The organism is Pseudomonas sp. A-1 (assembly GCF_004801855.1).
GTDB lineage: Bacteria > Pseudomonadota > Gammaproteobacteria > Pseudomonadales > Pseudomonadaceae > Geopseudomonas.
The window spans coordinates 20,380-40,293 of the sequence record NZ_SSTC01000025.1 but is presented as its reverse complement, the minus strand read 5'-3'; the positions used below and the strand labels follow the sequence as shown (position 1 = coordinate 40,293).

At 69.4% G+C, this 19,914-nt stretch carries 18 protein-coding genes and 2 tRNA genes; 6 read left to right on the top strand and 14 right to left on the bottom strand.

Going from position 1 to position 19,914, the window contains the following annotated elements:
• Positions 1 to 72: 72 nt before the first annotated feature.
• From trpB to E5198_RS07830, 6 genes are all read right to left on the bottom strand, one after another.
• Positions 73 to 1,281, bottom strand: coding sequence for a tryptophan synthase subunit beta (trpB, locus tag E5198_RS07855; RefSeq protein ID WP_136489442.1), 1,209 nt, complete (start codon positions 1,279 to 1,281; stop codon positions 73 to 75).
• 250 nt (positions 1,282 to 1,531) lie between these two features.
• The gene (locus E5198_RS07850; protein WP_136489441.1) at positions 1,532 to 2,245 is read right to left on the bottom strand and encodes a ZIP family metal transporter; all 714 of its coding nucleotides are present in this window, start codon (positions 2,243 to 2,245) and stop codon (positions 1,532 to 1,534) included.
• A gap of 107 nt (positions 2,246 to 2,352) precedes the next feature.
• Positions 2,353 to 3,678, bottom strand: coding sequence for a 30S ribosomal protein S12 methylthiotransferase RimO (gene rimO / locus E5198_RS07845; RefSeq protein ID WP_136489440.1), 1,326 nt, complete (start codon positions 3,676 to 3,678; stop codon positions 2,353 to 2,355).
• Positions 3,679 to 3,819: 141 nt separating this feature from the next.
• A complete protein-coding gene (locus tag E5198_RS07840) occupies positions 3,820 to 4,362 on the bottom strand; it encodes a cytochrome b (RefSeq protein ID WP_136489439.1) in 543 nt (180 codons plus the stop codon).
• 138 nt (positions 4,363 to 4,500) lie between these two features.
• A tRNA-Met gene (locus E5198_RS07835) sits at positions 4,501 to 4,577 on the bottom strand.
• Between the two features lie 133 nt (positions 4,578 to 4,710).
• Positions 4,711 to 4,787: transfer RNA gene (locus E5198_RS07830), tRNA-Met, on the bottom strand.
• Between the two features lie 219 nt (positions 4,788 to 5,006).
• Between E5198_RS07830 and dinB the strand changes: the two genes are divergently transcribed.
• Positions 5,007 to 6,059 (top strand): DNA polymerase IV, encoded by a 1,053-nt coding sequence (gene dinB / locus E5198_RS07825; RefSeq protein WP_168772495.1) that lies wholly within the window; start codon positions 5,007 to 5,009, stop codon positions 6,057 to 6,059.
• Position 6,060: 1 nt separating this feature from the next.
• Here the strand turns inward: dinB and E5198_RS07820 are convergent, their stop codons facing one another.
• Genes E5198_RS07820 through E5198_RS07805 form a run of 4 tightly spaced genes read right to left on the bottom strand, consistent with a single transcriptional unit; the run spans position 6,061 to position 10,732 of the window.
• Entirely contained in the window at positions 6,061 to 6,465 is a 405-nt protein-coding gene (locus E5198_RS07820; RefSeq protein ID WP_136489437.1) for an META domain-containing protein, read from the bottom strand.
• Positions 6,465 to 6,902, bottom strand: a complete 438-nt coding sequence (locus E5198_RS07815) for a hypothetical protein (RefSeq protein WP_136489436.1) — start codon at positions 6,900 to 6,902, stop codon at positions 6,465 to 6,467. Before E5198_RS07815 ends, E5198_RS07820 begins: the two co-directional genes overlap by 1 nt.
• A 47-nt stretch (positions 6,903 to 6,949) precedes the next feature.
• Complete coding sequence (locus E5198_RS07810) at positions 6,950 to 7,936, bottom strand: 2-hydroxyacid dehydrogenase (RefSeq protein WP_136489435.1); 987 nt, start codon at positions 7,934 to 7,936, stop codon at positions 6,950 to 6,952.
• Positions 7,937 to 7,948: 12 nt separating this feature from the next.
• Positions 7,949 to 10,732, bottom strand: a complete 2,784-nt coding sequence (locus E5198_RS07805) for a response regulator (RefSeq protein WP_136489434.1) — start codon at positions 10,730 to 10,732, stop codon at positions 7,949 to 7,951.
• Positions 10,733 to 10,908: 176 nt separating this feature from the next.
• Here E5198_RS07805 and cysM point away from each other — a divergent pair, with 176 nt between their 5' ends.
• The 5 genes from cysM (at position 10,909) to E5198_RS07780 (ending at position 17,058) form a co-directional block, all read left to right on the top strand.
• Positions 10,909 to 11,814 (top strand): cysteine synthase CysM, encoded by a 906-nt coding sequence (gene cysM, locus E5198_RS07800; RefSeq protein ID WP_136489433.1) that lies wholly within the window; start codon positions 10,909 to 10,911, stop codon positions 11,812 to 11,814.
• 69 nt (positions 11,815 to 11,883) lie between these two features.
• Positions 11,884 to 13,248, top strand: coding sequence for a 23S rRNA (uracil(1939)-C(5))-methyltransferase RlmD (gene rlmD, locus E5198_RS07795; protein ID WP_136489432.1), 1,365 nt, complete (start codon positions 11,884 to 11,886; stop codon positions 13,246 to 13,248).
• Between the two features lie 100 nt (positions 13,249 to 13,348).
• Positions 13,349 to 15,595, top strand: coding sequence for a GTP diphosphokinase (gene relA, locus E5198_RS07790; RefSeq protein WP_136489431.1), 2,247 nt, complete (start codon positions 13,349 to 13,351; stop codon positions 15,593 to 15,595).
• A 7-nt stretch (positions 15,596 to 15,602) separates the two neighbouring features.
• Positions 15,603 to 16,436 (top strand): nucleoside triphosphate pyrophosphohydrolase, encoded by an 834-nt coding sequence (gene mazG, locus E5198_RS07785; RefSeq protein ID WP_136489462.1) that lies wholly within the window; start codon positions 15,603 to 15,605, stop codon positions 16,434 to 16,436.
• A gap of 79 nt (positions 16,437 to 16,515) precedes the next feature.
• On the top strand, positions 16,516 to 17,058 hold the full coding sequence (locus E5198_RS07780) for a DUF2058 domain-containing protein (RefSeq protein ID WP_136489430.1): 543 nt from the start codon (positions 16,516 to 16,518) through the stop codon (positions 17,056 to 17,058).
• A gap of 9 nt (positions 17,059 to 17,067) precedes the next feature.
• Here E5198_RS07780 and E5198_RS07775 read toward each other — a convergent pair whose 3' ends face one another.
• The 4 genes from E5198_RS07775 to purM form a co-directional block, all read right to left on the bottom strand.
• Positions 17,068 to 17,334 (bottom strand): Rho-binding antiterminator, encoded by a 267-nt coding sequence (locus E5198_RS07775; RefSeq protein ID WP_136489429.1) that lies wholly within the window; start codon positions 17,332 to 17,334, stop codon positions 17,068 to 17,070.
• A 105-nt stretch (positions 17,335 to 17,439) separates the two neighbouring features.
• A complete protein-coding gene (locus E5198_RS07770) occupies positions 17,440 to 18,150 on the bottom strand; it encodes a DUF3108 domain-containing protein (protein ID WP_136489428.1) in 711 nt (236 codons plus the stop codon).
• Between the two features lie 36 nt (positions 18,151 to 18,186).
• Positions 18,187 to 18,852 (bottom strand): phosphoribosylglycinamide formyltransferase, encoded by a 666-nt coding sequence (purN, locus tag E5198_RS07765; RefSeq protein WP_136489427.1) that lies wholly within the window; start codon positions 18,850 to 18,852, stop codon positions 18,187 to 18,189.
• The gene (gene purM, locus E5198_RS07760) at positions 18,852 to 19,910 is read right to left on the bottom strand and encodes a phosphoribosylformylglycinamidine cyclo-ligase (protein ID WP_136489426.1); all 1,059 of its coding nucleotides are present in this window, start codon (positions 19,908 to 19,910) and stop codon (positions 18,852 to 18,854) included. Before purM ends, purN begins: the two co-directional genes overlap by 1 nt.
• Between the last annotated feature and the right edge of the window lie 4 nt (positions 19,911 to 19,914).

Below are 19,914 nucleotides of genomic sequence, written 5' to 3'. Positions count from 1 at the left end.
CAGCGGGGATGATACGCGCCGGACGGCGGGAGAGCACCCCGCGTCCCGGGGGGGCGCGGGGTGTGCGAGCGGTTACAGGCCGAGCAGCTTGGCCACGTAATCGGCGTCCTTGTCGCCACGGCCGGACAGGTTGACCAGGATGTGCGCATCCTTCGGCAGGGTCGGTGCCACGCGCATGGCCCAGGCCACCGCGTGGGCGCTTTCCAGGGCGGGGATGATGCCCTCGACGCGCGACAGGGTCATGAAGGCGTCCAGGCATTCCTGGTCGCTGGCGGTCTGGTAGCTGACCCGGCCGATGTCCTTCAGGTAGCTGTGCTGCGGGCCGACGCCGGGGTAGTCGAGGCCGGAGGCGATCGAGTGCACCGCGGCCGGGTTGCCTTCGGTGTCTTCCAGCACGTAGCAGGCCATGCCGTGCAGCTCGCCGGGCTTGCCCTTGGACAGGGTGGCCGAGTGGCGGCCGGGCTTGTCCAGACCTTCGCCGGCCGGCTCGACGCCGACCAGGTTGACGCTCTCGTCGTCGAGGAAGGCGGTGAACATGCCCATGGCGTTGGAGCCGCCGCCGACGCAGGCGGCGACGTGGTCGGGCAGGCGGCCGTGCTTGCCGAGGAACTGCGCGCGGGCCTCGGTGCCGATGATCGACTGGAAGTCGCGGACCATCTTCGGGAACGGGTGCGGGCCGACCACCGAGCCGATGGCGTAGATGAAGTTGTGCGGGTCCTTGAGGTATTCCTCGAAGGCGCTGTCCACCGCCTCCTTGAGGGTCGCCGCGCCGCGGGTCACCGGCACCAGTTTGCAGCCGAGGATCTTCATCTTGGTGACGTTGGGGTGTTCCTTCTCGATGTCCACCTGGCCCATGTGGATCTCGCAGGGGATGCCCACCAGCGCGCAGGCGGTGGCCAGCGCCACGCCGTGCTGGCCGGCGCCGGTCTCGGCGATCACCTTGGTCTTGCCCATGAACTTGGCCAGCAGCGCCTCGCCCAGGCAGTGGTTGATCTTGTGCGCGCCGGTGTGGTTGAGGTCCTCGCGCTTGAGGTGGATCTGCGCGCCGCCGAGCTGCTCGGAGAGGCGGCGGGCATGGAAGATCGGGCTGGGACGGCCGACGTAGTCGGCGAACAGGCTGGCCAGCTCCTGCTGGAAGTCCTCGCGCTGGCGGATCTCCTCGTAGGCGGCGTCGATCTCGTCCATCACCTGCTTGAGTTCCGGTGGCACCAGCTGGCCGCCGTAGGGGCCGAAGTAGCCGCGGGCATCGGGCATGGGGGCGAAGCGGGAGGTGGAACTCATCGTGGGCACTCTTCCTGAAGTGGGCGCAAGGGGGCGGGGCGGGCAGGGCGTCCCGCTGGGTCGTGATGATCTTAACGAGTCGCGCCCCGCAGCGGAACTCGCAGGCAGTCGTCCGCGGCGGCGAGCGGCCACCGGGCGGCGGCAGTCGCATCCCGGGATGCCGGCCAGTTCGCCGGCTCGCCTGTCGTCGCGGTGACGAAGATCGCAAGGTGTTTCCGTTGCGGGGCGGTTGGCCGGCCGAATCGGCCCCTCAGGCCCCCAGGGGCTGGCCGATCATCCCCAGCAGGAAGCCGGCCACCGCGCCCAGCGGCGGAGCCCAGTGGCGGCGCAGCGGGATCTGCGGAGCGATGTCCTGGAACACCGAGTAGAGGATGCCGCCGGAGGCGCTCAGCATGATGGCGCCGACGACCTCGGGGTAGGGCGCCAGCCACAGGTAGCCGCAGAGGCCGGCGAACGGGCCGAGCAGGGCGATCAGGGTGAACAGGCCGAGAATCTGCCGGTTGTCGAGGCGCGAGGAGCGGCGCAGTTCGCGGTAGGCGTTGAAGCCTTCCGGCAGGTTCTGCAGGGCCATCAGCAGGGCCAGCAGCAGGCCGGCGTGGCTGCCGAGCGCCATGGCCGCGCCGAGGGCGAGGGTTTCGGGGATGTAGTCGAACAGCATGTCGACCGCCTGGCTGGCCGAAGTGCGATGGGCGGCAAGGTAGCGGTCGATCAGCATGAACAGCACGCCGCCGGCGGCGAAGCACAGCGCACCGAGCCAGACCGGCAGGGTGCGCATGCCCTCGGGGACCAGCACCAGGGTCACGGCGGCGAGCAGGGCGCCGGCGCCGAAGGCGAGAATGGTGTGGCGCAGTTCGGTTTCCAGCCAGCGCGGGTGGATGTGTTCGCGGATGGCGAGCAAGGCGCCGGCCGGCATGGCCAGTCCGGCGAACAGGGTGAGGGCGAGTATCTGCAGCCAGGGATTCATCGGCGGTCTCCATCCATGCCGGACGAGCAGACATTACACCCCATTCCCCGCGTCGGGCCCAGAGACGACGAGCCCGGCACTGGGCCGGGCTCGTCGGGGGAGGGGGCTTAAATCACTTCGGCCCAGAGGTCGTACTCGTCGGCGTCGGTGACGCGCACCCACACCTTGTCGCCCGGCTGCAGGTCGCGGTCGCTGTCGACGTAGACGTTGCCGTCGATCTCCGGGGCGTCGGCGGCGGAGCGGCCGATGGCGCCCTGCTCGTCGACTTCGTCGATCAGCACCTCGATCTCCTTGCCGATCTTCAGCTGCAGGCGTGCCGCGCTGATCGCCTGCTGGTGGGCCATGAAGCGCTCCCAGCGCTCCTGCTTGACCTCGTCCGGCACCGCCTCCAGGCCCAGCTCCTCGGCCGGGGCGCCCTCGACCGGCGAGTACTGGAAGCAGCCGACGCGATCGAGCTGCGCCTCGGTCAGCCAGTCGAGCAGGTACTGGAAGTCTTCCTCGGTCTCGCCGGGGAAGCCGACGATGAAGGTCGAGCGGATGGTCAGCTCCGGACAGATCTCGCGCCACTTCCTGATCCGCGCCAGGGTCTGGTCCTCGAAGGCCGGGCGCTTCATCGCCTTGAGCACCTTCGGGCTGGCGTGCTGGAAGGGAATGTCCAGGTACGGCAGGAGCTTGCCTTCTGCCATCAGCGGGATCACGTCGTCGACGTTGGGGTACGGATAGACGTAGTGCAGGCGCACCCACACGCCCATGCCGGAGAGCGCCTCGCACAGCTCGAGCATGCGGGTCTTCACCGGCTGGCCGTTCCAGAAGTCCAGCTTGTACTTGAGGTCGACGCCGTAGGCGCTGGTGTCCTGGCTGATCACCAGCAGCTCCTTGACCCCGGCCTTGACCAGGCGCTCGGCCTCGGACAGCACGTCGCCGACCGGACGGCTGACCAGCTTGCCGCGCATCGACGGGATGATGCAGAAGCTGCAGCTGTGGTTGCAGCCCTCGGAAATCTTCAGGTAGGCGTAGTGGCGCGGGGTCAGCTTGATGCCTTGCGGCGGCACCAGGTCGACGAACGGGTCGTGGTCGACCTTGGGCGGCACCACCTCGTGCACCGCGTTGACCACCTGCTCGTACTGCTGCGGGCCGGTGACCGCCAGCACGCTGGGGTGGACGTTGCGGATGCTGTCCTCGGAGACGCCCATGCAGCCGGTAACGATCACCTTGCCGTTCTCGGCCAGCGCCTCGCCGATGGCGTCGAGCGACTCGGCCTTGGCGCTGTCGATGAAGCCGCAGGTGTTGACCACCACCACGTCGGCATCCTCGTAGGAGGGGACGATCTGGTAGCCCTCCATGCGCAGCTGGGTGAGGATGCGTTCGCTATCGACGGTCGCTTTCGGGCAACCGAGACTTACGAAGCCGACTTTGGGGGTGGAGCTGGACATGCAGGCTGACCTCTGGGTGACGCCGCGCGGGCGCTTGATCAAAAAGTGCGCAATTCTAGCGGTGCCGGGCGCGCTTGGCCAGTGCTGCAGGGAGGAACGCAGGCCCCGCGACAGTGCGGGCGGGGCCTGCTGCGGAGGATTTCAGTCGCGGCCCGGCAGCATGCGGGTCAGGGTGTTGTCGCGGCTGACATAGTGGTGGAACAGGCCGGCAGCGGCGTGCAGGGCGATCAGCCAGTAGCCCGCCTGGCCGCCGAACTCGTGCAGTTCCTCGATGTTTTCCGCCAGACTGTGGTTCTGCGGCACCAGCATGGGCAGCTCGATGCCAAAGAAGGGCGCCGGCTTGCCCTCGGCGTTGAGCAGCAGCCAGCCCAGCAGCGGCATGCCGATCATCAGGGCGTAGAGGGCGAGGTGCATCAGGTGGGCCATGCCGGTCTGCCAGGCCGGCGGTGCCGGCTGGATCGCCGGCGTCCTGCCCGCCAGGCGGCCGAGCAGGCGCAGCCAGACCAGGGCGAAGATGCACAGGCCGAGGACGAAGTGCCAGTACTTGAGGCCTTCGCGGATGTCGCTGCCCTTGGGGAAGTTGCCCTTGAGTTCGATGCAGGCATAGACCGCCGCGATCAGCAGCAGCATGACCCAGTGCAGGGCGATGGACAGGGGACTGTAGCGTGAGGGGGAAGAGGCCATGCTGACTCCGGACAGGCGATTCGAATCGATGCCGGTAGTCTAGGGCGCCAACCTTAAGCCAAGCTGAGGGGGTGGGGCGGCTGTGCTTTTCGCGCAGCAACGAAAAAGGCCATTCCGGAGAATGGCCTTTTCGAGATTTGGTTGCGGGGGCAGGATTTGAACCTACGACCTTCGGGTTATGAGCCCGACGAGCTACCAGACTGCTCCACCCCGCGTCTGATGTCGGCCATTCTACTCGCAAATGGCTGGCAGTCAACCAATAGTTTTTCTGAATCAATGGCTTGCTGCGAGAAACGGCTGCGAGCAGAAACGACAAAGGCCATTCCGGAGAATGGCCTTTTCGAGATTTGGTTGCGGGGGCAGGATTTGAACCTACGACCTTCGGGTTATGAGCCCGACGAGCTACCAGACTGCTCCACCCCGCGTCTGTGGTTGTCGATTTTACGCAAAAGCGCTGCGGTGTCAAGCGCCATCTTGAAAAACGTTCGCCGGATCAAGCAGTTATGCGCCCGGGCAGAGCGCCTGGCAGCCACCAGGCCCCGTCCGGCGCGGCCGCCAGAGTGCTGCGCCCTTTGCTGGCGCCAGGCGTTACACTGGCGGTCCGCCTGTATCGTTCCGGAGTCCGGCCTCTGCCGTCCCGCGCCGTGCGCAAGATCATCCACATCGACTGCGACTGCTTCTTCGCCGCCATCGAGATGCGCGACGACCCGCGTCTGGCCGGCCGGCCGATGGCGGTGGGCGGTGCGCCGGACCGCCGCGGGGTGATCGCCACCTGCAACTACGAGGCGCGCGCCTTCGGCGTGCACTCGGCGATGGCCTCGCGCCAGGCGCTGGCGCTGTGCCCGCAGCTGCTGATCGTGCGGCCGCGCTTCGAGGCCTACAAGGCGGCCTCGCGGCAGATCCACGCCATCCTGCAGGACTACACCGAGCTGATCGAGCCGCTGTCGCTGGACGAGGCCTACCTCGACGTTTCCGACTCGGCGCATTTCTCCGGCAGCGCCACGCGCATCGCCCAGGACATCCGCCGGCGGGTGCGCGAGCAGCTGGACATCACGGTATCGGCCGGGGTGGCGCCGAACAAGTTCCTCGCCAAGATCGCCAGCGACTGGCACAAGCCCGACGGCCTGTGCGTGATCACGCCGCCGGAGGTCGATGCCTTCGTCGCCGCGTTGCCGGTGGCGCGCCTGCACGGAGTGGGCAAGGTCACCGCCGAGCGTCTGGCGCGGCTCGGCATCCAGCGCTGCAGCGACCTGCGCGAGTGGCAGCGGCTGGCGCTGGTGCGCGAGTTCGGCAGCTTCGGCGAGCGCCTGTGGCAGCTGGCCCGTGGCATCGACGAGCGCCCGGTACGGGTCGAGCGGCGCCGGCAGACGCTGAGCGTCGAGCACACCTTCGATCGCGACCTGCCGGACCTGGCCGCCTGCGTGGCCGAGCTGCCGGCGCTGCTCGAGCAACTGGAGCACCGCCTGGCGCGCCTGGACAGCGCTTACCGGGCGGACAAGCCGCTGGTCAAGCTGAAGTTCCACGACTTCACCCAGACTACCCTGGAGCAGGCCGGCGCCGGGCGCGATGGCGGCAGCTACCAGCGTCTGCTGGCGGCAGCCTTCGCCCGCGGCGGCAGGCCGGTGCGGCTGATCGGTGTGGGCGTGCGCCTGGTCGACCTGCGCGAGGGGGGGGAGCAACTGGTGCTGTTCGAATAGCTCAGCCTTCGTCCGGCCACAGGCGGATCGGCTTGCCCTGTTCCGGCCACAGGCGCAGCTGCTCGAGCGGCGAGACGTCCCAGCGGCGCACCTGCTGCAACGCCCGGAAGAAGCGTGCTTCCTGCTCCATCAGGCTCGGCGAGCAGAGCTTGCGGGTGCTGCCGACCTGGCTGAAACGCAGGATCTCGCCTTCCAGGCCGTAGCCGGCGAACCAGTGGTTGCAGCCGCCGGTGCCGTAGGCGCGGTCGTCGGCGCCGAAGGTGATGGTCAGGTGGCTGCCCTCGAGCAGCGGGCGCTCGTCGATCCACTCGACGCGGTAGGTGCGCTCCTGCTCCAGAGGCGGTGGCGTGGCGGCGCAGCCGGCGAGCGCGGCGGCGGCGACGAGCAAGGCGGTACGCGGCAACATCAGGCCTCCTTGGCGCTGCACTGCGGACAGAGATGGCGGCCGGCGCGGTTGGCCCAGCCCAGTTCGGCAAGGCGCGCCTCGGCTGCCGGAGCGCGGGCCTTGTCGCCCAGCGCGCCGTCGACGGCGAACTCGAGGTCGAGCTGCACGCCGCAGCCGTCGCAGGCCACCTGCCAGGTGTGGATGTTCAGCTCGCGGAACGCCGGGCCGCGGGCCACCGCCAGCCACTGGCCGGGCGGGGTGATCAGGTGGCGGACCTTTTCCACGGCGAGGCGCATGGACAGGTCGCGGCTGCCCTTGAGGGTCACCAGCAGGATGTCGCCGACCTTGATCGAGCCGCCGTTGCCGGTGACCTGATAGCGGCCGGGCGCCAGCGCGCGGCACTCGGTGAGGGTGTGTTGCGGGTTGAGCAGGGTGTAGCGGAAATCGTGTTCGGTCATGGAGCCTCCGGGCAAGGCGGGCATGCTAGCACGCTGTCCGTAACGGTTCAGGCCTGCACCAGGTTGCTCGGCCGTCCGGCCTGCCAGGCGACGACGTTGTCCAGGGTGGTGCCGGCGATGGCCGCCAGCGCCTCGCGGGTGAGGAAGGCCTGGTGGGCGGTGACTATCACGTTGGGGAAGGTCAGCAGGCGCGCCAGCACGTCGTCCTGCAGCGGCTGGTCGGAGCGGTCCTCGAAGAACAGGTCGGCCTCTTCCTCGTAGACGTCCAGGCCCAGGTAGCCGAGCTGGCCGCTCTTCAGCGCGCCGATCAGCGCCGGGGTGTCGACCAGGGCGCCGCGCCCGGTGTTGATCAGCATGGCGCCGTGCTTCATCCGCGCCAGGCTGTAGCGGTCGATCAGGTGGCGGGTGGCGGCGGTCAGCGGGCAGTGCAGGCTGAGGATGTCGCTGCTCGCCAGCAGTTCGTCGAGCGCCACGTAGCGCGCGCCGAGGGCGACCAGGCCGGCGTCGGGCTGCGGGTCGAACAGCCGCACCTGGCAACCGAAGCCCAGCATGATGCGGGCGAACACCGCACCGATCTGGCCGGTGCCGACCACCCCGACGGTCTTGCCGTGCAGGTCGAAGCCGGTCAGGCCGTGCAGGGAGAAATCGCCCTCGCGGGTGCGGTTGAAGGCGCGGTGCAGGCGTCGGTTGAGTGCCAGCACCAGGCCCACGGCATGTTCGGCCACCGCGTGCGGCGAGTAGGCCGGCACGCGCACCACCGGCAGGCCGAGGCGTGCGGCGGCGTGCAGGTCGACGTGGTTGTAGCCTGCCGAGCGCAGGGCGATCAGCCGCGTGCCGGCCTGCGCCAGCCGCTCCAGCACCGGCGCGGACAGGTCGTCGTTGACGAAGGCGCAGACCACCGTGCTGCCGGCGGCCAGGGCAGCGGTGTCGACGTCCAGGCGCGCGTCGAGGAAGTGCAGCTCGAAGCCGCCGGCGTTGGCGGCGGCGAAGCTGTCGCGGTCGTAGGGCTTGCTGCTGAACAGGGTGATGCGCACGGGGACTCCTCGTTACGACGCCGTATCCGGGGCGGGGCGGGCGGCCTGTTCGGCCAGGCGGGTGATGGCGGCATCCAGCTCGTCGAGGGCGACGCTGGCCGGGGCGTTCTGCTTGAGCAGGCTCTCGCTGCGCTGGCAGGCGGCGCGCAGCTGCGGCACGCCGCAGTAGCGCGTGGCGCCGTGCAGGCGGTGGATGCGCTCGAGCAGCGCGGTGGTGTCGTTGGCAGCGCGCGCCTGGCGGATCGCCGCCTGGTCGGACTCCAGCGAGTCGAGCAGCATGGCCAGCATGTCGGCGGCCAGCTCGGCCTTGCCGGCGGCCAGACGCAGGCCCTCCTCGGGATCGAGCACGCGCAGCTCCGGGGCGGCACTGCCGCGCTCGGGCAGGTGGCTGGCCGCCGGCTCGCTGCCGCGCAGCGACAGACCGGTCCACTTGAGCACCACCTGGGCCAGCTGGCGCTCGCTGATCGGCTTGGTCAGGTAGTCGTCCATGCCGCACTGCAGCAGGGCGCGCTTCTCGCTGGCCAGGGCGTGGGCGGTCAGGGCGACGATCGGCAGGGGCGACTGGCGCTGCTCGAGCTCCCACTGGCGGATCGCCTCGGTGGTCTCGCGGCCGTTCATGCCGGGCATCTGCACGTCCATGAACACCAGATCGAAGTTGTCCTGCTGCACCGCGCACAGTGCGGCGTAGCCGTTGTCGACGGCGGTGACCTGGGCGCCCATGTCGCCGAGCAGGGTCTTGACCAGCATCAGGTTGGCCGGGTTGTCGTCGACGCACAGCAGGCGCGGCGCGCGGCTGGCGCCGGTGGCGTGGTTGCTGCCGCTCGGTTCGCTGCGCTGCGCGCGCGGGCTGAGCATGTCGATCAGGGTGCGCTGCAGCTTGCGCGTGCACACCGGCTTGGCCTGCAGCTGGCCGTGGTCGGCCGGCAGGCTGGCGTGATACAGCATCAGCTCGGTGGTCGGGCACAGCAGCAGGCTCTGGCAGCCCTGCTGGTTGAGCTCCCACAGCTGGCGGCTGAGGCGCTCGGGCGGATGCTCGCTGGTATCGATGCCGATCAGGGCGATGGCCAGCGGCGCGCTGCCGTGCTGGCGCAGGGCCGCCTCCTCGATCAGCGCGTCGAGGTTGCCGAACTCGATCACCTGCAGGCCGCAGTCCTCGAGCTGGTGGCGCAGCGACTGGCGGGCCAGTTCGTGGCTTTCCAGCAGCGCGGCGCAGCGTCCGCCGAGCAGGGCGCGCGGCAGTTCGTCGCTTTCCTCGGCGGCCTTGGGCAGGTCGAGCAGCAGCCAGAACTCGGCGCCATGGCCGCTCTCGCTGGTCACGCCGATCTCGCCGCCCATCTGTTCGATCAGGCGCTTGGAGATCACCAGGCCGAGGCCGGTGCCGCCGGCCTGTCGCGAACTGGAGTTGTCGACCTGGTTGAACGGCTGGAACAGGCTGCGCTGCTCGGCCTCGGACAGGCCGACGCCGCTGTCCTGCACGCTGATGCGCAGGTGGGCGCGGTCGCCGAGGTCCTCCTCGAGCATGGCGCGCACCACGATGCTGCCGCTGCGGGTGAACTTGATGGCATTGCTGACCAGGTTGGTGATCACCTGCTTGAGGCGCAGCGGGTCGCCGACCAGCGCCTGCGGCGTGTCGCGGTAGATCAGGCTGACCAGTTCGAGGCGCTTTTCGTGGGCGGCGGGGGCGAGGATGGTGAGGACGTCCTGGATCAGGTCGCGCAGGTTGAACGGCACCTGTTCGAGGAGCAGCTTGCCGGCCTCGATCTTCGAGAAGTCGAGGATCTCGTTGATGATCGCCAGCAGGTTGTCGGCGGACTTCTCGATGGTCGCCAGGTGGTCCTGCTGGCGGCTGTCCAGGCCGCTCTTGCGCAGCAGGTTGGTGAAGCCGAGGATGCCGTTGAGCGGGGTGCGGATCTCGTGGCTCATGTTGGCGAGGAACTCGGACTTCATGCGGTTGGCCTCCACCGCCTCCTTGCGCGCCAGATTGAGTTCGATGTTCTGCACCTCGATGTTTTCCAAGGTGCTGCGCAGGTCCTCGGTGGCCTGCTCGACGCTCTGCTGCAGCTCGTCGTGGGCGCTCTCCAGCGCCTCGGCCATGCGGTTGATGCCGGCGGCCAGCTCGTTCAGCTCGCGGCTGTCGAGGCTCGGCAGGCGGGTGTGCAGCTGGCCGTCGCGGATCTGCGCCACGCCCTGGCTGATCTGCGCCAGCGGCTGGTTGATCGAGCGGCTCAGGCGCAGGCCGAGCAGGGCACTCAGGCCCAGTGTGGTGAGGGTCAGCAGCAGGCTGGCGAGCAGGCTGCGGTAGCTCTGCAGCAGGGTGTTCTGGTGCGACAGCTCGACCTCGATCCAGCCGAGCAGGTTGTCGTCCTCGTTCTGCGGCGCCTGCCCGCCGAGCTGGCGGTGGTGGCCGTAGACCGGCAGGCGGAAGCGCGTGGCGCTGAGGCTGCGGGCCTGGCTGAGCAGCCCGGGCTGCGCCGCGGGAGGCTCGCCGCGCATGCGCGGGCCGGCGTGGGCCAGGGGTCTGCCCTCGGCGTCGAGCAGGCTGATGGCGCGTACGTCGCTCTGTTCGAGGCTGCGGGTCGCCAGGCGCTCGAGTAGCTCCCGGTCGCCGGCGGCCAGCGGGCGGGCGCTGAGCGGTGCCAGGTGTTCGGCCAGCAGTTGGCCGCGGTCGTCGAGCTGGTGCTGCATCTGCGCCAGCTGGGTGTAGGTGAAGTAGCTGCCGAGCACCAGCGCCAGCAGGCTGGTGGGCAGCAGGGACAGCAGCAGGATGCGGCCCTTGATCCCGAGTTTGTCGAACACGCAGATTCTCCGCTGCACTACTGGGTTGGCGGCAGTGTAGCGCCTCGCCAGAGGTCGGCAAGCGCGCGAACCTTATATCTTGAGGTTATAAGGTTCGATCGTGCCGTGTTATCGGCCCGCCCGGTTTGCCGTTATCATAGCGCTCCCCCTGGCCGCTGCGATGACCGAGCGCTTCCATGACCGTGCAGTATCCCACCATCGCCGACTGCGTCGGCAACACTCCGCTGGTGCGCCTGCAGCGCCTGCCGGGCCCGACCACGAACACCCTCCTGGTCAAGCTGGAGGGCAACAACCCGGCCGGCTCGGTGAAGGACCGTCCGGCGCTGTCGATGATCACCCGCGCCGAGCTGCGCGGCGACATCCAGCCCGGCGACACCCTGATCGAGGCCACCTCCGGCAACACCGGCATCGCCCTGGCGATGGCAGCGGCGATCAAGGGCTACCGGATGGTGCTGATCATGCCGGACAACATGAGCGCCGAGCGCAAGGCGGCGATGACCGCCTACGGCGCCGAGCTGGTGCTGGTCAGCAAGGCCGAGGGCATGGAGGGCGCCCGCGACCTGGCGCTGAGGATGCAGACCGAGGGCCGCGGCAAGGTGCTCGACCAGTTCGGCAACCTCGACAACCCGCAGGCCCACTACGAGAGCACCGGCCCGGAGATCTGGCGGCAGACCCAGGGCAGCATCACCCACTTCATCAGCTCGATGGGCACCACCGGCACCATCATGGGCGTGTCGCGCTATCTCAAGGAGCAGAACCCGGCGGTGCAGATCGTCGGCCTGCAGCCGCAGGAGGGCTCGGCCATCCCCGGCATCCGCCGCTGGCCGCAGGAGTACCTGCCGAAGATCTTCGACGCCAGCCGCGTCGACCGGGTGATCGACATGGCGCAGGGCGAGGCCGAGGACACCATGCGTCGTCTGGCGCGCGAGGAAGGCATCTTCTGCGGCGTGTCCTCGGGCGGCGCGGTGGCGGCCATGCTGCGCCTGTCGCGCGAGGTGGAGAACGCGGTGATGGTGGCGATCATCTGCGACCGCGGCGACCGCTACCTGTCCACCGGCGTCTACGACGAGCCGCAGGCCTGAGCCCGCGGTCGAGCACGCTTTCCCTGCGGTGCGCCCGGCGCACCCTACACTGAATCTGCAGGTCGCCTGATGGCCAAACGCAATACCGGGCTGCGCTTCCAGCCGAGCGGCGGCGCACGCGCCGCACAACTGCCGGTCGGCAAGAAGCAACGCCTCTGCATCGAACGCCTGGCCCACGACGGCCGCGGCATCGCCCACGAGGGCGGCCGCACCTGGTTCGTCGCCGGGGCCCTGGCCGGGGAAACGGTCGAGGCCCGCGTGCTGGCCGCGCGCAGCCAGGTGGTGGACGCGCGGGTCGAGCGGCTGCTCGAGCCCAGCGCCCTGCGCCGCGAGCCGCCCTGTCCGCTGGCGGGACGCTGCGGCGGTTGCACCCTGCAGCACCTGCCGCACGCCGAGCAGCTGGCGCTCAAGCAGCGCACCCTGGCCGAGCAGCTGCAGCGTCTGGCCGGTCTGGCGCCCGAGGAGTGGGCGCCGCCGCTGGTCGGGCCGGAGTTCGGCTACCGGCGCCGCGCGCGCCTGGCGGTGCGCTGGGATGCCAAGGGCCGGCGGCTGGAGGTCGGCTTCCGCGCCGCGGCAAGTCAGGCGATAGTCGATCTGGACCGCTGCGCGGTACTGGTACAGGCTTTGCAATCGCTGCTCGCCGAACTGCCGGCGGTGCTGCGCGGCCTGCGCAAGCCGCAGGCCATCGGCCACGCCGAGCTGTTCCAGGGCACCGCCAGTGCGCTGCTGGTGCGCCACACCCAGCCGCTGGCGGAGGAGGATCGCGCCGCGCTGCGGGCCTTCTGCGCCGCGCACGGCGCCCAGCTGTGGTGGCAGGGCGAGGGCGAGCCGCAGGCGGACGAGCCGACGCAGGAGCTGGGCTATCGGCTGGAGGGCGAGGGGCTGACCCTGGCCTGGCGGCCGGGCGACTTCGTCCAGGTCAACGCCCCGGTCAACGAGGCGATGCTCGCCCAGGCCATGGCCTGGCTGGCGCCGCAGGCCGACGAACGGGTGCTCGACCTGTTCTGCGGCCTGGGCAACTTCGCCCTGCCGCTGGCCCGGCGCGCCGCCGAGGTGGTGGGGGTGGAGGGCGTGCAGGCGATGGTCGAGCGGGCCGCGGCGAATGCCGCGGCCAATGGCCTGGGCAATGCGCACTTTTTCCGCGCCGACCTGTCCCAGCCGCTGGGCCAGACGGGCTGGGCGCGCGGCGGTTTCGCCGCGGTACTGCTGGACCCGCCGCGTGACGGCGCGGCGGCGGTGGTCGGCCAGCTGCGTGCCCTGGGCGCGCGGCGCGTGCTCTACGTGTCGTGCAACCCGGCCACGCTGGCGCGCGACGCGGCAGCGCTGGCGCAGCAGGGCTATCGCCTGAAGCGCGCCGGCATCCTCGACATGTTCCCGCAGACGGCGCATGTGGAGGCGATGGCATTGTTCGAGGCGGACGCCGAGCGTCCGTAGGCGCACCGGTCCGCAGAAGGCCGGCGCAGGCAGGACCCGCGGAGGCGGGCCCTTGACCGGGCACGGCTGTTCCGTGCCCTGGCAGGAAAGGTGAAAGACGATGGTACAGGTAAGAGCGCAACAGCCGGTCAACACCGACGGCAGCATCAACCTCGAGGCCTGGCTGGATCACATCCTCGATGTCGACCCGGCCCTCGATCGCGACAGCCTGCGCAAGGCCTGCGAGTTCGCCCGCGAGGTCGAGCAGCAGGCGATCGCCGCGCAGAACATCTGGGCCGAGGGCATGTCGAGCTTCCGTACCGGCCTTGAGATCGCCGAGATCCTCGCCGACCTCAAGCTCGACCAGGAGTCGCTGGTCGCCGCCGTGCTCTACCGTGCGGTGCGCGAGGGCAAGACCAGCCTGGAGGCGGTCGGCCAGCGCTTCGGCGCCCAGGTCGCCAAGCTGATCGAGGGCGTGCTGCGCATGGCCGCGATCAGTGCCAGTCTCAATCCGCGCCAGTCCATGGTGCTTGGCGCCCAGGCGCAGGTGGAGAACCTGCGCAAGATGCTGGTGGCGATGATCGACGACGTGCGCGTGGCGCTGATCAAGCTGGCCGAGCGCACCTGTGCCATCCGTGCGGTGAAGAACGCCCCCGACGACAAGCGCTACCGGGTGGCCCGCGAGGTGTTCGACATCTATGCGCCGCTGGCCCATCGCCTGGGCATCGGTCACATCAAGTGGGAACTCGAGGACCTGTCGTTCCGCTACCTCGAGCCCGAGCAGTACAAGCAGATCGCCAAGCTGCTGCACGAGCGCCGTCTCGATCGCGAGCAGTACATCAACAGCGTGATGAGCCAGTTGCGCGAGGAACTCGACGCCACCGGCATCGAGGCCGACATCAGCGGCCGGGTCAAGCACATCTATTCGATCTGGCGCAAGATGCAGCGCAAGGGTCTGGAGTTCAGCCAGATCTACGACGTGCGCGCCGTGCGCATCCTGGTGCCCGAGGTGCGCGACTGCTACACCGCCCTCGGCATCGTGCACACCCTGTGGCGGCACATTCCCAAGGAGTTCGACGACTACATCGCCAACCCCAAGGAGAACGGCTACCGCTCGCTGCACACCGCGGTGATCGGCCCCGAGGGCAAGGTGCTGGAGGTGCAGATCCGCACCCACGCCATGCACGAGGAGGCCGAGCTGGGCGTGTGCGCCCACTGGCTGTACAAGGGCACCGACGTCAACTCCGGCTCCAGCCACTACGAGGAGAAGATCGCCTGGCTGCGCCAGGTGCTCGAATGGCACGAGGAGCTGGGCGACATCGGCGGCCTGGCCGAGCAGCTGCGCGTCGACATCGAGCCCGACCGCGTCTATGTGTTCACTCCCGACGGCCACGCCATCGACCTGCCGACCGGCGCCACACCGCTGGACTTCGCCTACCGGGTGCACACCGAGATCGGCCACAACTGCCGCGGCGCCAAGGTCAACGGGCGCATCGTGCCGCTCACCTACAGCCTGCAGACCGGCGAGCAGGTGGAGATCATCACCGGCAAGCACGGTGCGCCGAGCCGCGACTGGCTCAACCCCAACCTCGGCTACGTGACCACCTCGCGGGCGCGGGCGAAGATCGTCCACTGGTTCAAGACCCAGGCGCGCGACCAGAACGTGATCGCCGGCAAGAACTACCTGGAGCGCGAGCTGGTGCGCCTGGCGCTGACCGCGGTCGACCCCGAGCGCCTCGCCGAGAAGTGCAACCTGAAGACCGCCGAGGACCTCTACGCCGCTCTCGGCGCCGGCGACCTGCGCCTGTCGCAGGTGGTCAACGCCGCCCAGCAGCTGGTCGAGCCCGAGCGCAGCTTCGAGGTGGTCGACCTGATCGGCCGCCGTGGTCCCAGTGGCCCGCGCGGCGGACGCGACGAGATCCAGATCCTCGGCGTCGGCAACCTGCTCACCCAGATGGCCGGCTGCTGCCAGCCGGTGCCGGGCGAGCCGATCGTCGGCTACATCACCCAGGGCCGCGGGGTGAGCATCCACCGCCAGGACTGCCCGAGCGCCCTGCAGCTGCGCGAGCGCGAGCCCGAGCGGATCATCCAGGTCAGCTGGGGCCAGGCGCCGGCCAAGACCTATCCGGTGGACATCCAGATCCGCGCCTACGACCGCTCCGGTCTGCTGCGCGACGTGTCGCAGATGCTGCTCAACGAGAAGATCAACGTGCTGGCGGTCAACACCCAGTCGGACAAGAGCGACAACACCGCCAACATGCGCCTGACCATCGAGATTCCCGGCATGGAGGCGCTGGGCCGCCTGCTGGCGCGCATCTCGCAGCTGCCCAACATCATCGAAGCGCGGCGCAGCCGCTCGGGGGCCTGAGATGGACATGTACCGGCTGGACGACCTGCTGCACCTGATGGCCCGCCTGCGCGACCCGCAATACGGCTGCCCCTGGGACCTCAAGCAGGACTACGCCAGCATCGTGCCGCACACCCTGGAGGAGGCCTACGAGGTGGCCGATGCCATCGAGCGCGGCGACTTCGCCCACCTGCCGGGCGAGCTGGGCGACCTGCTGTTCCAGGTGGTCTACTACAGCCAGCTGGGTCGCGAGGAGGGGCGCTTCGACTTCGCCCGGGTGGTCGACGGCATCACCCGCAAGCTGATCCGCCGCCATCCCCACGTGTTCCCCGACGGCGACCTGTACGGCGCGCCCGACCTGCCGAGGCTCGCCGAGGCGGCGATCCGGCAGCGCTGGGAGGAGATCAAGGCCGAGGAGCGCGCCGAGCAGGTGGCCGCGCCGGAGCAGCTGTCGCTGCTCGACGACATCCCCCAGGCGCTGCCGGCGCTGTCGCGGGCGGCCAAGCTGCAGAAGCGCGCCGCCCAGGTCGGCTTCGACTGGCCGGCGCCGCTGCCGGTGCTGGACAAGCTGCAGGAGGAGCTCGACGAGGTGCTCGAGGCGATGGCCGAGGGCGACCAGGCGCACATCGCCGAGGAGGTCGGCGACCTGCTGTTCGTCGCGGTCAACCTGGCCCGCCATCTCAAGGTCGAGCCGGAGGCGGCGCTGCGCGCGGCCAACCGCAAGTTCGAGCGCCGCTTCCGGTTCATCGAGCAGGCCTTGCGCGCCGCCGGCAAGGCCATGGATGATTGCCCCCTCGAAGAGCTGGACGCCCTGTGGGGCGAGGCCAAGCGCCAGGAGCGGGAAGGCCCGGCCTGCGGCTAGCCGCTCCCGCGCTCCATTCGCGACGGCGCGCCCGGGTGGCGTGCCGTCCCTGTCAGATTCCCCGGCAACAAGGTAAGTCATGAGTCTTTCCCTACGCGACCAGCTGCTCAAGGCGGGTCTGGTCAACGAGAAGCAGGCCAAGCAGGCGGCCAAGCAGAAGCAGAAGCAGCAGCGTCTGGAGCACAAGGGCCAGGCGGAGAAGGACGACTCGCAGCGCGAGGCGGCACTCAAGGCGCAGGCCGAGAAGCTGGCCCGCGACCAGGAGCTGAACCGCCAGCAGCAGGAGAAGGCGCAGAAGAAGGCGCTGGCGGCCCAGGTCAGGCAACTGATCGAGGGCAGCCGCCTGCCGCGACTGGATGGCGACGACTACTACAACTTCGTCGACGACAAGAAGGTCAAGCGCATCGCGGTCAACCCGATGCTGCGCGACAAGCTCAGCCGCGGCACCCTGGCCATCGTGCGTCTGGAGGGCAAGTACGAGCTGATCCCGCGCGAGGCGGCGCTCAAGGTGCAGGAGCGCGAGCCGCAGCGCATCGTCCTGCTCAACGTCGCCAGCGAGGTGCCGGACGCCGAGGACGATCCGTACAAGGATTACGTGATCCCCGACGACCTGATGTGGTGATCTTGCGGGTCAGGACTGCAGTGCGATGCGCCCGAAGCGCGCGCCGGGCGTCAGCGGCGTGATGGCGCGCAGGCGGTCCTGGCGCAGCTGGCGGGTGGCTCCGGCCACCTGCACCAGCAGCACTTCCTCCTTGTTCGGCAGGGTGCGGGTGTCCAGTGCGCGCCCTTCCAGCCAGCTGCCGTCGGTCAGCTCGATGCGCAGGCGGTAGCCGTACAGGCAGGCGATCTCCAGGTAGTCGTGGCGGTCGCAGGCCAGCGGCCGGTAGCTGTCGGACATGATGGCGGCCTCGCGGCAGGATGGTTTCTGCCAGCATACGCGCGCGCTCCGCACAGCAAAACGCCCGGCATGGACCGGGCGTTTTGCTGTGCGGGGACGAGGGCTTCAGCTGCCCTTGACGGCGCGGCCGTCGACCGTGCCCTGCTTGAGCATGATCTGGTATTCCTTGCCGTCCTTCTCCACCTGGTGCAGGCGCACCAGCAGGTGGCCCCAGTCCCTGGCGAACCACAGCACCGTCTTGCGGTTGGACTTGGTGGGGTCGCGCACCCGCTCGACCTTGAGGGCGGTGATCTGGCCGGCCTCGGTCTGCACCTGCTCCTCGCCGAGCACGCGGAAGTCGTAGGTCTCGATCTCGTCGCCGTCGAGCACCTGGTAGCTCATGCTCTTCTTGCCGGCGGCGACGTCTTCCTGCAGGGCCAGCTGGTAGGTGGACTTGTCGAGCAGGCCGCTCTTCAGGACCAGTTTCACGGGATGGTCGCGGTCGTGGCCGGTGACCATCTTGGCCTGCCAGTCGAAGTCGTGGGCGATGCTCTTGCTCTTGCCCAGGCCGCTGCGTTCGAAACGGTAGCTGAGCGGCACGAAGCGCTGCTTGTCGTAGCGGAAGCGGCTTTCCTCGCTCAGGCCGGCCACCAGCATCGAGGCCTTGAACTGCAGGGTCCAGCTGCCGTCGGCGGCCTTCGCCAGGTGGCGCTCGGCGCTGCCGCTGACCGGCACCTGCTGCCAGTCGGCGGTGTACTGGGCGCTGAAGGGTTCCAGGGCCAGGGCGGCGGTGGGCAGGCCGCAGAGGGCCAGGGCAAGCGTGAGCGCGCGGCGCATGACGATCTCCTTGATGGCGGATGCTTGCCCGCTGCCTCAGTGCGGCAGCGGCAAGTCGCGTATCTGCTGGCCGCTGGCCGGCAGGGGGGTGCCGTCCAGTTCGGCGCCCTGGTGGCCGAGACGCAGGCGCCCCTCGGCGAACCAGCGCACGGCCAGCGGATAGATGTGATGCTCGCCGATCTGCACGCGCTTGGCCAGCCGCTCGGGGCTATCGCCTGCCTGCACCGGCACCACGGCCTGTACGACCAGCGGTCCGCCGTCGAGTTCCTCGGTGACGAAGTGCACGCTGCAGCCATGCTCGGCATCCCCGGCCTCCAGCGCGCGCTGGTGGGTGTGCAGGCCCTTGTACCTGGGCAGCAGCGAGGGATGGATGTTGAGCAGGCGACCGGCATAGTGGCGCACGAAGCCCGGGGAAAGGATGCGCATGAAGCCGGCCAGCACCACCAGGTCGGGCTGGTGGGCGTCGATGGCCTCGATCAGTGCGGCATCGAAGGCCTCGCGGCCTTCGAACGCCTTGTGGTCCAGCACGGCGGTGGCGATCCCGGCGTTCTGCGCGCGGACCAGGCCGTAGGCATCGGCGCGGTTGGAGATCACCGCACCGATGCGGGCCGGGATGCCGCCTTCGGCGATGCCGTCGATCAGCGCTTGCAGGTTGCTGCCGGAGCCGGAGATCAGCACCACCACGTTGCAGGTGTTGCCCATCAGTGCGCCTTCAGGTTGTTCAGCACCACGCGCTCGGCGTCTTCGCCGCAGGCGGCGATGCTGCCGATCACCCACGGGGCTTCGCCCGCGGTGCGCAGGCTGGCCAGGGCGGTGTCGACCTGCTCCTGCGCCACGCAGATGACCATGCCGACGCCGCAGTTGAGCACGCGGTGCATCTCGTGCTCGTCGACGTTGCCCTTCTCCTGCAGCCAGTCGAACACCGCCGGACGGGTCCAGCTGGCCACGTCGATCACCGCCTGGGCGCCTTCCGGCAGCACGCGGGGGATGTTGTCGAGCAGGCCGCCACCGGTGATGTGGGCCATGGCCTTGACCGCGCCGGTGTCCCTGATCAGCTGGAGCAGCGGCTTGACGTAGATGCGGGTCGGCGCCATCAGCAGGTCGGCCAGCTTGGAGCCGTCCAGCTCGGTGGCCTCGATGTCGGTGCCGGACACCTCGAGGATCTTGCGGATCAGCGAGTAGCCGTTGGAGTGCGGGCCGGAGGAGGGCAGGGCGATCAGCGCGTCGCCGGTCTGCACCTTCGAGCCGTCGATGATCTCGCTCTTCTCCACCACGCCGACGCAGAAGCCGGCCAGGTCGTAGTCCTCGCCCTCGTACATGCCGGGCATCTCGGCGGTCTCGCCGCCGACCAGCGAGCAGCCAGCCAGTTCGCAGCCGGCGCCGATGCCGGTGACCACGGTGGCGGCCACGTCGACGTTGAGCTTGCCGGTGGCGTAGTAGTCGAGGAAGAACAGCGGCTCGGCGCCGCACACCACCAGGTCGTTGACGCACATGGCGACCAGGTCCTGGCCGATGCTGTCGTGCTTGTTGAGGTTCAGCGCCAGGCGCAGCTTGGTGCCGACGCCGTCGGTGCCGGACACCAGCACCGGCTGCTTGTAGCCGGCGGGGATCTCGCACAGGGCGCCGAAGCCGCCCAGCCCGCCCATCACTTCCGGGCGCGCGGTGCGCTTGGCCACGCCTTTGATGCGTTCGACCAGGGCTTCGCCGGCGTCGATGTCTACACCGGCGTCCTTGTAGCTGATGGAGGGTTGCTTGCTCATGAAT